The organism is Tenacibaculum soleae, from assembly GCF_030549005.1.
Classification (GTDB): domain Bacteria; phylum Bacteroidota; class Bacteroidia; order Flavobacteriales; family Flavobacteriaceae; genus Polaribacter; species Polaribacter soleae.
In genome coordinates this window covers 355,511-369,674 of record NZ_JAUOSW010000002.1, presented here as the reverse complement: position 1 = coordinate 369,674, position 14,164 = coordinate 355,511, and the positions used below count along the sequence as shown (strand labels likewise).

Sequence of the window (14,164 nt, the reverse complement as noted above, 5' to 3'; positions counted from 1 at the left end):
TCAAAAAACAACTTCTTATTATGAGAACCTGAAACAAGTTCAGTTTGACGAATTATATTTACCATCAATTAAAAACAATAATTGTTCAACTTTTATGGTTTTTCAATTTTACCCATCAACTTATCTTTCCAGTTTGTCCAACCATATTTTTTTGAAAACAACAATAACAGTAACGGGTATAATACAAAAACAGGTAAAAACATTTCTATACCAACTGAAGGGTCAGAAGTATCAATAAACAAGGCGTCTGTTTGAAAAACCATCCAATCGGTAGTTACCAAAAATGCTGCTACAATATTATTTATAGCATGTAAGCCCAAGGCTAACTCTGTTCCTTCATCCATCAAGGTTACAATTCCGAAAAAGAAACCAGTACCTATATAAAATACCATTGAAATATAGCCTAGTTTTTCAACCTCAGGATTTGCACCATGTAACAAACCAAAAGCGACAGAAGTTATAATTAAAGGAACCCATCTATTTTTAAACCACGTTCCTAAACCTTGCATAAAATAACCTCTAAAAAGCAGCTCTTCAAAACTGGTTTGTAATGGTAAAAACAAGAAAGATATGGCTACCAATGTAAAAAACGGTATTGGTTTAAAATTCCATGTATAATATTCTGGCTCTAAAAAAATTCCTAATAATGTGATGCTAACTGCTACGATTCCCCAAACAACAAAACCAAGCCAAAACCTACTCCAATCAATAGATTTTCTACTTGTTATTAGGGTTTTTACTGCGCGCTTATGTATAAATTTTATTGTTAAAAACAAAAAAAGTAAGCCGACTGCAAACATTAATATCATTAAAAACAAAAACAAGTTTTTATTAATCCCTAAAGTCATGAAACTATTATTTGCGGCGCTAGAAAATTCGTTAAAATCTTCTGAATATAAAACAGCCGTTATAGCCAAAGGTGTAATTCCTATAAATTGCCAACCAAATATTATTAATAAAATACCTCCTAAATAATAAGGCCAATCGTTACTACCTTTATATGCTTGTTGTATAAAATTCATGTGTTATAAGTATGATATATGATGAGATTCTGAAACAAGTTCAGAATGACGTTAATCTAAATTAAACTCCCATTTCTTTAATGGATTGTATGCTAAACTCCCATTTAAAACTTCTAATGGGCTTTCGAAGTTATTGGTAAATAAACTACCGGTTCCTAAACCTTGTGGCAATTTAGTATTTAAAACATGCGTCCATTGTGCAATAGCGTTTAACCCAATATTACTTTCTAATGCTGACGTAATCCAATTATCGGCATTGTATTTCTTGGCTATTGAAATCCACTCATTGCTTCCTTTAAATCCGCCCACTAAACTTGGTTTTAAAATAATGTATTGCGGTTGTATGGTTTGAATGCATTTTTCTTTTTCTTCGGATGTAAAAACACCTATCAACTCTTCATCTAATGCTATTGGCAAGGGTGTTTTTTCACACAAAGCTGCCATTTCTTGCCATTGCCCCTGCTTGATTGGTTGCTCGATTGAATGAATATCTAAGGCAGCCAATCGTTGTAATTTTTCTAAAGCATTTTTTGGTGTAAACCCACCGTTTGCATCTACTCTTAAAGTGATTTCTTTTGATGAAAATTCTTTTCGTATTGATTTTAATAAATTGATTTCAGTATCAAAATCAATTGCTCCAATTTTCATTTTAATGGTTGAAAACCCTTGTGCTAGTTTATCTTTTATTTGTTGTTGCATAAAAGATTTATCGCCCATCCAAATTAATCCGTTGATAGCAATATTTTGTTTTCCTGCTGTAAAATCTGATGGAAATAATTTAAACGGATTTTTTGCTTCTAATGATAAAAAAGCTTGTTCTAATCCAAATTGAATACTTGGGTAATGAATGGTTGCTATCAATAAATTTTCTAACCCTAGATTAATGTTTTGACAAACCCATTGTAGTTTTTGCTCATAATCGGGCGTGTCATCGATACTTAAACCTCTAAACAATCCGCATTCTCCAAAACCTATTTCATCCTGTTTTTTTAATGTTATAAACCAGGTTTCTTTGGTACGTAATATTCCGCGTGATGTTCCGCTGGCTTGCTTAAAGTTTAAAATATATTTTTTATAGGTTGCTTTTATCATTATAGCCTACTATTGATTTGCGTTAGGGATTGCAATGAAAATCCTTTTGTGAGGCACGAGCAAAAGATTGTAGTGTAAAGCCCGCTCGAACGCCCAAAAAATTATTTTTCTGCTATTTTTTTAAATTGATTCATATAATTTAGGCTTAAACTTTTAAAGGTGCCTTTAAAATAAGGGAACATGCATGCTGACATGTATGATTTACTATTAACTCCGCAATTTTGTACTATTTTGGTGGTGTTTCCGTTGGCGATAAAATTATAATCATCGGTTTTTACCATTTGATCGGAGTGAAATTGAAAGGTGATTTTTTTATTTGGAATATAGGCTGTTATTTTTTCGATCATTTTAATTTCTTGTCCGTTATTTTCAACAACCATCGTGTAAGTACTTCCAACTTTTCCTGGTTTTTCTTCAAGAATTTCGATCGATTTAACGTCGGGCAACCATTGTTTCATCAGATCGGTGTCTTCAAATTTTTTAAAAACTTCCTCTATTGGTTTATCTACTTCTATTTCTACCGTATATTTTACTTCTGTAACTACTATTCCTGTTAACAAAAACACTACTACTAGAGCTGTTACAATACCTAAAACTATTTTTACTGTTTTCATTATTATTTGTATAAAATTATATTTTAAATTCTTATTGTTATTTATAAAACGTTACTTAAACCAAAAAGAATTGCATATAAAAAAGTGCTTAATGCTACTTTTTTTAGTTCACTATCTAACTCTGACTGAATTTTGTTTTTTGCTACTGTTACAATGTTTAAAAATAACGGAATAAATGCTATTAAAAATATAAATTGAATTGGAGATTTGTATTGCAAAAGAGTATAAACTAAAGTAGTTATTAAAGCTCCTATAATTAATATATAATGATATATTTTTGCTTTTTGGCTTCCGATTTTTACAACCAGAGTGTTTTTACCAACTTTTGCATCGTTATTTATATCACGCATGTTATTTAAATTTAAAACTGCGGTGCTTAACAATCCGATGGTTATTGCTGGTAAAAAAATAATGAAATTTAACTGTTTTGTGTATAAAAAGTAGGTTCCTACTACGGCTAATAACCCAAAGAAAATGAATACAAACACATCTCCAAACCCACTATAACCATAGGCTGATTTACCAACAGTATATTTAATTGCGGCTACAATTGAAACAATTCCTAACACAAAGAAAGTTACCGAATATAAAAAATTTTCTTTTCCGAAAGCAACATATATAAGCAACAACGCTATAAACAACGTCACAGCACCTGTTACTATCATTGCTATTTTCATTTGTTTAGGACTTATGGCTCCTGATGAAACCATACGTGCTTCACCTTCTCTATTATCATCAGCTCCCTTAACTCCGTCTCCATAATCATTTGCAAAATTTGACAGTACTTGAAAACCGATGGTTGTTAAAATTGCTAACCAAAATATTGGAGTTTCCAATAAAGTTATTGTGCTATCAGCATACATTACGTTGTCAAAACCCAATTTACTTCCAACAATGATTCCTGAAACTGATAGCGGCAAGGTTCGTAAACGTGCTGCTTTTATATAGTTTTTTAGCATTTTAAATTTTGATTAAAACTTTTCGACTGCGCTTGATAAGACATATTTTGCCTGTTCAAACGCAGTCGATAATTATTAGTTGTATTATTTTTTATAAATTGTTTGCTTCTGCTATTAACTCGGCAATATCTTTTACAACTATTTGATCTTCTTTCATCTTAAACTTAACACCATCTGTCATCATTGTATTACAATAAGGGCAACCTGTTGCTATAATTTGTGGATTGGTTTTTAAAGCATCTTCAGTACGCAACACATTAATATCCATTGCACCTTTTTCAGGTTCTTTAAACATTTGCGCCCCTCCAGCACCACAACATAATGCGGTAGATTTATGACGTTTCATTTCGGTCATTTTAACACCTAAACTTCTAATTAGTTCTCTTGGTGTTTCATATACATCATTTGCACGACCTAAGTAACATGGATCATGATAAGTTAATCGTTTACCTTTTAAATTGGCATCATCTATTGATAAACGTCCTTCATTAATTAATTTATTAATAAACTGTGTATGATGGTATACTTTATATGTACCTCCTAATTCAGGATATTCATTTTTTAAAGTGTTAAATGAATGTGGGTCACAAGTAACAATTGTTTTAACTTCATACCCGTTTAAAACCTCAATATTCATCATTGCCTGCATTTGAAACAAAAATTCGTTTCCTGCACGTTTAGCTGCATCACCTGTTGAACTTTCTTCGGTACCTAATACTGCAAAATCTACTCCTGCTTTGGTTAAAATTTTTACAAACGCTTTGGTTATTTTTTTTGCTCTATCATCATAACTTCCTGCTGCTCCTACCCAAAACAACACTTCTGGTTGTTTTCCTTGAGCCATCATATCTGCCATTGTTGGTACGTTCATAATTTTATGTTTTTTTAATTGATATGCTTTTTTCTGTAAATATTATCGATACAATTTTTCTTTGTTATTAAAAAACTACTCGAATTAACAATTAGCCTAGACTTATTATTCGTCTTTCCAGTTTAATCTATCTTGTTGACTATATTGCCAAGGTGCTCCATTGTTTTCAATGTTTGTCATCATCATATTTAACTCTTGCGGAGCTGCAGATTCTTCCATTACTAAATAACGACGCATTTCTGTAATAATTGATAATGGATCGATACCTATTGGACATTCTTGTACACAAGCATTACAACTTGTACACGCCCATAATTCTTCTGGAGAAATATAATCGTTTAGTAATTGTTTTCCATCATCTTTAAAAGTACCGTTATTTGCATCAATATTTTTACCAACTTCTTCTAAACGGTCACGTGTATCCATCATAATTTTACGAGGTGATAGCTCTTTCCCCGTTAAATTTGCTGGACATGACGAAGTACAACGCCCACATTCTGTACATGTATACGCATTCATTAGCTGCACCCAGTTTAAATCGGTAACATCAGAAGCTCCAAACTTTGCTGGCTCCTCTTCTTCAGCTCCTTCTTCAGGCATTGCATACGGATCTGCATCTGGATCCATCATCATTTTTACTTCTTTAGTAACAGCCTCAACATTTGTAAACTGTCCTTTTGGTTTTAAATTAGCAAAAAACGTATTTGGAAATGCTAATAAAATGTGTAAATGTTTTGAGTAATATAAATAATTCAAGAAAATTAAAATTCCAACAATGTGTGCCCACCATGCTGCTTTTTCAATAGTATGTAACTCTTCAACTGAAAAACTACTAAACCAAGGTGCTATAAATTGAGAAATAACATTACCAACACCTGCATCTTGAAAAGGAACATCGGTTGCGTTCATTATTACAAATAATGACATTAATACCATTTCGAAATATAAAATAATGTTTCCATCATTTTTTGGCCAACCTGTCATTTCTTTACTCCAAAAGCGTTTTACTTTTTCGATATTTCTACGAAACCAAAAAATTACTACTGCTACAAACACTAAGGCTGCTAATACTTCAAAATTACCGATTAAAAAACCGTAAATACTGTTACCTAAAATTGGTTGAAAGACACGGTGTGTACCAAATAATCCATCAATAACGATTTCTAACATTTCGATGTTTATCAAAATAAAACCTACATATACTACTACATGTAAAATTCCTGAAACCGGACGACGTACCATTTTATATTGTCCTAAAGCAATTTTTGCCATATTTTTCCAGCGTTCAGGTTTGCGATCGGTTCTATCAATATCCTTTCCTAATTTAATATTCCTAATAAGTTTACGAACATTCAATATAAAATATCCAATTCCTGCAACTAAAATAAATGCGAAAATGATGTTTGATAAATATTTCTCCATTGTTAGTTAATTATTTTTTTGGTTAACCTTAGCTTATTTATTACTTATATTTTTTGTGTTATTTTCTTCATTATATGCTTTGGCTTTTTTACCAAATAATGAAAAATGAACAAACCTTTTTGGATTTAATTTCATTTCACGTAACAACTCTTCCATTTCTTTAGATGCATTGGTTAAATTTGTATACATCTTATCATCGGTCATTAACTTTCCTAAGGTTCCATTACCAGCTTTCATATTTGCTAATAAACCGTTTACATTGGTTAATGTTGTTTCTAATTTTTTAACTGTTTCTCCTAAATTAGCTTTTGCTAAATCTGTTGATATTTTAGAAAAATTATCGGTAATTTTTTTAGCATTGTTAAGTGTCGAATCTAAATTATCTTTATTAGTTACCAATAGTGTATTTACTGATGATAGCGTTTTGCGAACATCATAAATTACGCCTTCTAAACCAATAATACTTCTATTTAAACTTTTACGTGATTTTTTATCGAGCACTTCATTGACTCCATTTAATAAAGAATCTGCTCCTACCAATACGTTTTCTAATTTTGATTGAATAGGATTTAATTTTTCTCCTACTGATGAAAAAATATCCGCTTCGACTTTACCTATTAAATAATCTCCAGAAACCGCAGTTTGACCATCATATTTAGGAACAATTGCTAAATTTTGCCCTCCCATTAAACTAGCTGAATATATTTTAGCAATACTATTTTTAGAAAAACTAAAATCAGTGTCTAATGATATTTTAACTAATAAAATTCCTTTTTTTTCAGGAGTTGGATTAAATGAGATATCATCAACCTTACCAACTTTTAAACCATTAATAGTTACTAAACTAGCGGTATTAAGCCCATTAATATTTTCATATTCAACAAAAAAGTGACGATTATTACCATTAAATAAGTCCTGTCCTTTTAAAAAATTGTATCCCCAAATAAATAACACTATAATTATTACAGCAACAATTCCTGTTTTAAGTTCTTTTGACATTATAAAAAATTATAGCACGAAAATAGTAATAATTTTGGTTCTATAAATATAGAACCCCTCTAAATTAAAGGTTTTTCAATGCTTCCTTGATTGAAATTTTCTGTTTACCTTTAAAAGCAACAACCCAAGCATCTTTATATCCTGTTTTTCTAACTTTTGATAAAATCTTTTTTATCTCTGTAAAACTTGAAGAATTACCATGGTAATATTTATGGTAACCATCAATAAACATTGATTCTACATTTTTTAAACCTTTAAAATTAAAATTGGTGTTATTTAATTTGGTTTTTGAAGCTGCTATTTGCACTTTAAATGTAATTGCTGCAACTATTTTTTTAGCTGGTGTTTTAGCTTTTACAATTACTTTTTTAGCTGGTACTTTTTTGGGTATTACTTTTGGTGCTGGTTTTTGTGTTATTTTTTTTGAAACTTTTTTAGGCGCCACTTTTGTTGCAACTACTTGTTGAACCGTATTTAATTTTAACCTATTTATGTATTTTTTTATTGCATCAGCAATTGCTTTTGCCATTTTTATTTGTCCAGACCTTGTATTTAAAAACTTCCCTTCCTTTTTATTTGTCAAAAAACCCAACTCAATTAAAACACTTGGCATTACTGTTTCTCTTAACACTAAAAAGTTGGCTTGCTTTACCTTTCTGTTATTTCTTTTTAAAGCCACAAAATTACCTTGAACAAAACTGGCAATCCCTAAACTATTATCTAAATTCTCTTCTTGAAGTACTGATAAACCTATAACTGACTCTGGTGAATTTGGATCATAATCATAGTTTTGTTTATAATTATCCTCTAATAAAATCACGGCATTTTCTCGTTTAGAGATTTCGAGATTTTCTTTATTTCCATTTAACCCTAACACAAATGTACTTGCTCCATTGGGTTCTGATTTATGAAATGCATCACAGTGAATAGACACAAATAAGTCGGCTTTTTTTGTGTTGGCAATTTTTGCTCGGTTATGTAACTCAACAAAAACGTCTTTCTTTCGAGTATAAATCACCTCTATATCTCTAGCTGTTAACAACTCTTTTCCTACATCTAAAGCAACTCTTAATGCAACTTTTGCTTCTTTATAACCATTACCAACATTACCAGGATCTTTACCTCCATGCCCTGCATCAAGCACTACAGTATATTTTTTTTGAGCAGAAATTTTTGCTGAAAACCCCAAAATAAAGAATAATGAGATTAAAAATAAAAAATAAATTTTTAGGTGATTATATTTACGTAATTTTAAGAATTGCATCAATAAAATTTAACTATTTTTGGTTTTTTATATTTTGATATTCAAAGAGCTTGCCAAGCTTTTAAATATAACACAAAAATAGTATTTATAACATTGCGAACAAATCTAACTTACATACTTTTAGTTTTCTACCTTTTTTGTTTTCAATTAAGTGTAGCGCAAGATTTTGGTAACACTAAAATACCTAATCAAAAAACTAAAAAAAAGCCTTCTTTAGACACGCCTAAAGACTCTTTGCCTAAAATAAATTTAAAAGATCTTTTACCCATTAAAAAAGACTCCATCAATAATGATACTATTAAACCCAAAGAAGTTATTGAAGGGATTATTACTCACAATGCTGAAGATTACACCATTCAAAATGCTAAAAACAAAACAGTAACTTTATATAATAATGCTCAAGTAACTTATACTGATATCGACTTAAAATCTGGTATAATTGTGTTAGATTATAAAAATAATACTGTTTATGCAAGAGGTATAAAAGATAGTTTAGGCTATCATCAACGACCAGTATTTAAACAAGGTGGTCAGGAATCAGAACAAGATTCAATTATATTTAACTTTAAAACTAAAAAGGCTTTAATTTATGGAGTAAAAACCGTGCAAGGTGAAATTATTACCTATGCTCAAAAAACAAAACGTGTAAATGACTCAACTATTTATATGCGTCGATTGCGTTTTACTACTTCAAAAAAGAAAATACCTGATTATTATATTCAAACAAATAAAGCAAAGTTAGTTCCTGGAAAAAAAATAATTGTAGGAGGTAGTAATTTAGTTTTAGCAGATGTACCTACACCAGTATATTTACCTTTTGCTTATTTTCCTATGACTAACAAAAGAACTTCTGGATTTATCATTCCTTCATGGGGAGATAGCAACACTCAAGGCTTCTTTTTACAAAATGGAGGATATTATTTTGCCCTAAGTGACTATTTTGACTTAACCCTTTTAGGAGATTTATACACCAATGGTAGTTGGGGATTACGAGCTGACTCAGATTATTATGTTCGTTATAAATTTAACGGAAACTTTAGTGTACGTTTTGAAAATATTATTAGAGGTCTTAGGGGCTTAAGTGATTATAGTAAATCATCGAACTTTAATATTCGATGGAGCCATAGTCAGGACGCAAAATCGAGTCCAAACTCTCGTTTTTCTGCTTCAGTTAATTTAGGTAGTAGTAAATACTATAGACAATCGTTAAATGAATTTAATAACTCTCAATTTTTAACCAATACTTTAAGCTCATCCATTTCTTACTATAAAAAGTTTGTTGGTACACCTTTTAATATTAACGTTACTGCTACCCATTCTCAAAACACGAATACTCAAAAAATAACAATGACGCTTCCATCTTTACAATTAAACATGGATCGTATATACCCTTTTGCAGGAAAAGACGGTGTTAAAAGAACACCTATTCAAAAAATGGGATTAAATTATAGCATGCAAGGTAAATATCAGATTAACACTACTGATGATGAATTTTTTACCGAAAAAATGTTTAGAACAGCAAAAAAGGGGATTCAACATAATTTAAGTACAAACACAAACATAAAAGCTTTCAAATACTTTACGTTATCACCAAGTATAAATTATAAAGAAGTTTGGTATTTTGATAAAATTAACAAACGATACGACCCTAATTTTGTAAATTCTAATGGAAATTTAGGAGCTGCTGTAAATGACACCATCAGTGGTTTTAACCGTTTTCATGAATACAATTTTGGTGCCTCGTTATCAACAAATATATACGGAACTTTTAATTTTAAAAAAGGACGATTAAAAGCCATTAGACACACTATAAGACCTTCTATTTCTTACGGATATCGACCTAATTTTGCGCAAGATCACGATTTAAAAGTACGACAAAATTCAGATCCTACCGATTTACTTACCTATTCTCCTTTTGAAGGAGGGATCTATGGTACTCCTGGTAGTGGTATTTCTAACTCTATCGGTATTTCGGTTAACAACGTTTTAGAAGCTAAGGTGGCCCCAAAAGACCCAGATAGTGATGAAGAAGATAAAAAAATAACCATTTTAAACAATTTAAACTTTAGTACTAGTTACAATATTGCTGCTGATAGTTTACGATGGAGTCCTGTAAGTGCAAATGCTGGTACTCGTTTATTTAAAGATAAATTAGCTTTAAATGTAAATGCTAGTTTTGATCCTTATCAAGTTAACGATAAAGGACAAAGAATAAATAGATTTAATGCTGGTATTTTAAGGCTTACACGCTTTGGAGTTACCGCAAACTATTCGTTATCGAGTAAAGATTTTGAAAAAAAAGAAGAAGAAAAAAAAGAAGACACCAAAAACAATGGTAACGGAGCCCAAGATACTCCTGATGTATTTGGTCAAAACATGTCTCCTACTAATAGTTTTGCAAATAATCCTAATGATCGACAAAACAACGAAGAAAACAAAACGAAAGAAACCGAATTATACAAAGCAAAAATTCCTTGGACATTAAATTTAGCCTACGCTATGAATTACTCAAACAACGGACTTGAAAGTAGTATTGGTAGTAATTCTTTAATGTTTAGTGGTGATGTTGAATTATCTCCAAAATGGAAAGTTGGTTTTTCTTCTGGTTACGACATAAAAGATAACGCATTTACTTACACCAGGCTTTCTTTTTCTAGAGATTTAGATAGCTGGCGTTTAAACTTTAACTGGACTCCCTTTGGTATAAATTCTTCTTACAATTTCTTTATCGGTGTAAAATCTTCTATGCTAAGTGATTTAAAGTGGGATAAAAATAAACCACCTGATAGAGTTCTTTTCTAAAATATTATGAATAAAAACAACTTTTGAAAATAAAAAAAGAATGAAAAAAATTATAACGACTCACAAAGCTCCTGCTCCAATTGGCCCATACAATCAAGCTATTTTAAGCGGAAATACATTATATACCTCAGGTCAAATAGCGCTACACCCAACCACAGGGGAATTAGTTATAAACTCTATTGAAAACGAAACAAAACAGGTAATGGAAAACATGAAAGAAGTTTTAGCCGCTGCTGAAATGACTTTCGAAAACGTAGTAAAATCATCTATTTTTATATCAGACATGCATAACTTTTCTAAAATAAATGATGTTTATGCTCAATACTTTGATGAAACCACTGCACCTGCAAGAGAAACCGTTGAAGTTGCCAATTTACCTAAATTTGTAAATGTAGAAATTAGTATGATTGCTGTTAAATAGTAATTAAATTTAAGCTTAATTTTTTACTATTATCTTTTACAATAAAAAATGAACAATCTTAGAAAATTTATTGACACTATTTCGCCAATGAATGATATCGATTGGCAATTTTTCTCTTCAAAACTACAAGAAGTTAGGTTAAAAAATAATACAACACTATTAAAAGCTGGAAAGATAGAAAATCATCTATCATTTATTTCTAAAGGAATAGTAAGACTTTATATTCCAAATGTTAAATACGATTTAACATTTGGCTTTTTATTTGATAACGAATTTGTTACCGCTTATGATTCGTTTTTAACACAAACACCATCCAAATATCAAATAGAAACACTAACCGAAACAACCCTGTTAAAAATTTCAAATAACGATTTACAAGAAGTATACAACAATACAAGTAATGGAAATATTATTGGAAGAAAAATGGCCGAAAAAATGTTTCTATTAAAATCTAAAAGAGAACTCTCCTTATTAAATAAAAGCGCTGAAGAACGCTACCTAAATTTATTTACTGAAAGACCAATACTATTACAGCAAATTCCATTAAAATATATAGCCTCTTATATTGGAGTTACGCCACAAGCCTTAAGCAGAATAAGAAAACGTATTAGTTAACTTAGATTCATTTATTTTCCTTATTCTTTTCTGACATTTGTATTTATAAAATACAAAAAAAATGAAACCATTAACCGTTCTTTTATTAACTTTCGTAGTAGTTCTTTTTGTTATTAAATTTACACAAAAAGAACACAACTTTACTCTTTCAGCCAGAATAGCAATAGCAACAATGTTATTATTTACAGCTATAGGGCATTTTATTTTCACAAAAGGAATGTCAATGATGATTCCTAGCTTTATACCTTATAAAATAAATATTATTTATTTAACAGGTATATTTGAAATACTTTTAGCCGTAGGACTATTAATTCCCAAATTTCAAATAATTTCAGGATGGTTACTCATCATTTTCCTAGTTTTAATGCTACCTGCTAATATATATGCTTCATTAAACAAAATAAATTACCAAAAAGGTACATTTGATGGTAATGGACTTAGTTATCTATGGTTTAGAATACCCTTACAAATCCTTTTTATTATTTGGACCTATATTAGTTCTATTCGTTTTTAACCTTCCTTAAATTTAACTAACTAATTTTTAAATAGCTTTCATTAATAATTCTGCTGTCGCAGGATTAGTTGCTAACGGAACGTCATGTACATCACACAAACGCAACAACATGGTAATGTCTGGTTCATGTGGATGTTTTTCATGCGGATCTCTAAAAAACAATACCATATTACATAAACCTTCGGCTACTCTACTTGCTATTTGAGCATCACCACCATAAGGTCCTGATAAAAATTTTGTTACCTTAAAGCCTGCTTTTTCTGCTTTAGCTCCTGTAGTTCCAGTTGATATAAGTGTTATATTTTTTTGATGCAAAACGGTTTTATGTTCATTTAAAAACTGTACCATTTCTGCTTTCATGCCATCATGTGCAATAATTGCTATTTCCATAATTATAAAACTAATTAAAAATTCCCGCTAATAGCGGGAATCAATATTAAATTAAAATCATCTTTTTTTACAAAGATGCTGAATATTCTAATAAATCAACAATCTTCGTAGCATAACCAAATTCGTTATCGTACCAAGAAATTACTTTAAAAAAGTTTTCATTTAGTTCTAAACTTGCTTCAGCATCAATTACTGATGTTCTTGTTTCTGATACAAAATCTTGAGAAACTACCTCATCTTCAGTATAGCCTATAATACCTTTAAACTCATTTTCAGAGGCTGCTTTAAAAGCAACCATAATCTCATTTAATGAAGTTGCTTTTGCTGTTTTAAAAGTTAAATCAACTAGTGAAACATCAGCTACAGGAACCCTTACAGCCATTCCTGTTAACTTACCTAACATTTCAGGAATTACTTTTGTTACTGCTTTGGCTGCTCCTGTTGATGTTGGAATGATGTTATTTACTACCGAACGCCCTCTTCTCCATTTTTTATTAGGTCCATCTACCGTATTTTGAGTTGATGTTGCCGCATGCACCGTTGTCATTAATCCTTCTGTCATACCAAAATTATCATTAATAACCTTTACCAATGGTGCCAAACAGTTTGTTGTACAAGATGCATTTGAAAAAACATTTTCACTTGCTGTTAAATCAGTATGATTTACCCCCATTACATACATGTTTGCATCTTTTGAAGGTGCTGAAATTATTACTTTCTTCGCCCCTCCTTTTATATGCAATGCTGCTTTATCTTTATCTGTAAAAAAACCAGTTGATTCTATAATATAGGATGCCTCAACCTCGTTCCATTTTAAATTTTCGGGATTTCTATCAGCTGTAACCCTAATTACTTTTCCGTTTACAATTAAATTGCCATCTTTTACTTCTACATCTCCTTTAAAACGCCCGTGAACAGAATCATATTTTAATAAATATGCTAAATAATCTACATCTAACAAATCATTAATTGCTACAATTTCTATATTATCTCTATTAATTGCCGAGCGAAAAGCTAGCCTACCTATCCTTCCAAATCCGTTAATTCCTATCTTAATCATTTTCTTTATATTTTGAATACTATGAGTCGTCTTATTAAAAAAAACTTAATTTTTTTCTTAAAAAAAAGAAGATTACAAATATAAAGATTATCGCAATAAAAAAACCTGATAATTATCAA

14 protein-coding genes are annotated in these 14,164 nt (G+C 30.4%); 4 read left to right on the top strand and 10 right to left on the bottom strand.

The features are described 5' to 3' along the window. Window positions 1–92 precede the first annotated feature (92 nt). The 8 genes from Q4586_RS04085 to Q4586_RS04050 all read right to left on the bottom strand — a co-directional run bounded on the left by Q4586_RS04085 (window position 93) and on the right by Q4586_RS04050 (window position 8,243). Window positions 93–1,022: a CPBP family intramembrane glutamic endopeptidase gene (locus tag Q4586_RS04085; RefSeq protein WP_303526564.1), complete on the bottom strand. Its 930-nt coding sequence runs from the start codon at window positions 1,020–1,022 to the stop codon at window positions 93–95. Window positions 1,023–1,073: 51 nt separating this feature from the next. Then, on the bottom strand, window positions 1,074–2,114 hold the full coding sequence (locus Q4586_RS04080) for an o-succinylbenzoate synthase (RefSeq protein WP_303526563.1): 1,041 nt from the start codon (window positions 2,112–2,114) through the stop codon (window positions 1,074–1,076). 101 nt (window positions 2,115–2,215) lie between these two features. Continuing rightward, the gene (locus tag Q4586_RS04075) at window positions 2,216–2,728 is read right to left on the bottom strand and encodes an SRPBCC family protein (protein ID WP_303526562.1); all 513 of its coding nucleotides are present in this window, start codon (window positions 2,726–2,728) and stop codon (window positions 2,216–2,218) included. 41 nt (window positions 2,729–2,769) lie between these two features. Continuing rightward, window positions 2,770–3,687: a 1,4-dihydroxy-2-naphthoate octaprenyltransferase gene (menA, locus tag Q4586_RS04070; protein ID WP_303526561.1), complete on the bottom strand. Its 918-nt coding sequence runs from the start codon at window positions 3,685–3,687 to the stop codon at window positions 2,770–2,772. Window positions 3,688–3,778: 91 nt separating this feature from the next. Continuing rightward, a complete protein-coding gene (locus tag Q4586_RS04065; protein ID WP_303526560.1) occupies window positions 3,779–4,558 on the bottom strand; it encodes a (Fe-S)-binding protein in 780 nt (259 codons plus the stop codon). A 105-nt stretch (window positions 4,559–4,663) separates the two neighbouring features. Then, window positions 4,664–5,980: a 4Fe-4S dicluster domain-containing protein gene (locus tag Q4586_RS04060; protein WP_303526558.1), complete on the bottom strand. Its 1,317-nt coding sequence runs from the start codon at window positions 5,978–5,980 to the stop codon at window positions 4,664–4,666. A 33-nt stretch (window positions 5,981–6,013) separates the two neighbouring features. Then, window positions 6,014–6,979: an MlaD family protein gene (locus Q4586_RS04055; RefSeq protein ID WP_303526555.1), complete on the bottom strand. Its 966-nt coding sequence runs from the start codon at window positions 6,977–6,979 to the stop codon at window positions 6,014–6,016. Window positions 6,980–7,043: 64 nt separating this feature from the next. Continuing rightward, window positions 7,044–8,243: an N-acetylmuramoyl-L-alanine amidase family protein gene (locus tag Q4586_RS04050; RefSeq protein ID WP_068704161.1), complete on the bottom strand. Its 1,200-nt coding sequence runs from the start codon at window positions 8,241–8,243 to the stop codon at window positions 7,044–7,046. A 93-nt stretch (window positions 8,244–8,336) separates the two neighbouring features. Between Q4586_RS04050 and Q4586_RS04045 the strand changes: the two genes are divergently transcribed. The 4 genes from Q4586_RS04045 to Q4586_RS04030 all read left to right on the top strand — a co-directional run bounded on the left by Q4586_RS04045 (window position 8,337) and on the right by Q4586_RS04030 (window position 12,595). Continuing rightward, window positions 8,337–11,045 (top strand): putative LPS assembly protein LptD, encoded by a 2,709-nt coding sequence (locus Q4586_RS04045; RefSeq protein ID WP_303526550.1) that lies wholly within the window; start codon window positions 8,337–8,339, stop codon window positions 11,043–11,045. A gap of 40 nt (window positions 11,046–11,085) precedes the next feature. Further along, the gene (locus Q4586_RS04040; protein ID WP_068704164.1) at window positions 11,086–11,466 is read left to right on the top strand and encodes a Rid family detoxifying hydrolase; all 381 of its coding nucleotides are present in this window, start codon (window positions 11,086–11,088) and stop codon (window positions 11,464–11,466) included. Window positions 11,467–11,514: 48 nt separating this feature from the next. Beyond that, complete coding sequence (locus tag Q4586_RS04035) at window positions 11,515–12,081, top strand: Crp/Fnr family transcriptional regulator (protein WP_068704165.1); 567 nt, start codon at window positions 11,515–11,517, stop codon at window positions 12,079–12,081. A 61-nt stretch (window positions 12,082–12,142) separates the two neighbouring features. Then, window positions 12,143–12,595, top strand: coding sequence for a DoxX family protein (locus Q4586_RS04030; RefSeq protein ID WP_068704166.1), 453 nt, complete (start codon window positions 12,143–12,145; stop codon window positions 12,593–12,595). Between the two features lie 27 nt (window positions 12,596–12,622). Here Q4586_RS04030 and Q4586_RS04025 read toward each other — a convergent pair whose 3' ends face one another. Together Q4586_RS04025 and gap are read right to left on the bottom strand one after the other, a co-directional pair. Continuing rightward, window positions 12,623–12,985, bottom strand: a complete 363-nt coding sequence (locus Q4586_RS04025) for a methylglyoxal synthase (protein WP_068704167.1) — start codon at window positions 12,983–12,985, stop codon at window positions 12,623–12,625. A 67-nt stretch (window positions 12,986–13,052) separates the two neighbouring features. Continuing rightward, window positions 13,053–14,045, bottom strand: coding sequence for a type I glyceraldehyde-3-phosphate dehydrogenase (gene gap / locus Q4586_RS04020; protein ID WP_303526540.1), 993 nt, complete (start codon window positions 14,043–14,045; stop codon window positions 13,053–13,055). Window positions 14,046–14,164 lie beyond the last annotated feature (119 nt).

Bases quoted from the DNA above. Each gene is read 5' to 3' on its own strand.
- Q4586_RS04035 (WP_068704165.1), top strand. From the start codon at position 11,515: ATGAACAATCTTAGAAAATTTATTGACACTATTTCGCCAATGAATGAT.
- Q4586_RS04080 (WP_303526563.1), bottom strand. From the start codon at position 2,114: ATGATAAAAGCAACCTATAAAAAATATATTTTAAACTTTAAGCAAGCC.
- Q4586_RS04025 (WP_068704167.1), bottom strand. From the start codon at position 12,985: ATGGAAATAGCAATTATTGCACATGATGGCATGAAAGCAGAAATGGTA.
- Q4586_RS04040 (WP_068704164.1), top strand. From the start codon at position 11,086: ATGAAAAAAATTATAACGACTCACAAAGCTCCTGCTCCAATTGGCCCA.
- gap (WP_303526540.1), bottom strand. From the start codon at position 14,045: ATGATTAAGATAGGAATTAACGGATTTGGAAGGATAGGTAGGCTAGCT.
- Q4586_RS04085 (WP_303526564.1), bottom strand. From the start codon at position 1,022: ATGAATTTTATACAACAAGCATATAAAGGTAGTAACGATTGGCCTTAT.
- menA (WP_303526561.1), bottom strand. From the start codon at position 3,687: ATGCTAAAAAACTATATAAAAGCAGCACGTTTACGAACCTTGCCGCTA.
- Q4586_RS04060 (WP_303526558.1), bottom strand. From the start codon at position 5,980: ATGGAGAAATATTTATCAAACATCATTTTCGCATTTATTTTAGTTGCA.
- Q4586_RS04055 (WP_303526555.1), bottom strand. From the start codon at position 6,979: ATGTCAAAAGAACTTAAAACAGGAATTGTTGCTGTAATAATTATAGTG.
- Q4586_RS04030 (WP_068704166.1), top strand. From the start codon at position 12,143: ATGAAACCATTAACCGTTCTTTTATTAACTTTCGTAGTAGTTCTTTTT.
- Q4586_RS04075 (WP_303526562.1), bottom strand. From the start codon at position 2,728: ATGAAAACAGTAAAAATAGTTTTAGGTATTGTAACAGCTCTAGTAGTA.
- Q4586_RS04065 (WP_303526560.1), bottom strand. From the start codon at position 4,558: ATGAACGTACCAACAATGGCAGATATGATGGCTCAAGGAAAACAACCA.
- Q4586_RS04050 (WP_068704161.1), bottom strand. From the start codon at position 8,243: ATGCAATTCTTAAAATTACGTAAATATAATCACCTAAAAATTTATTTT.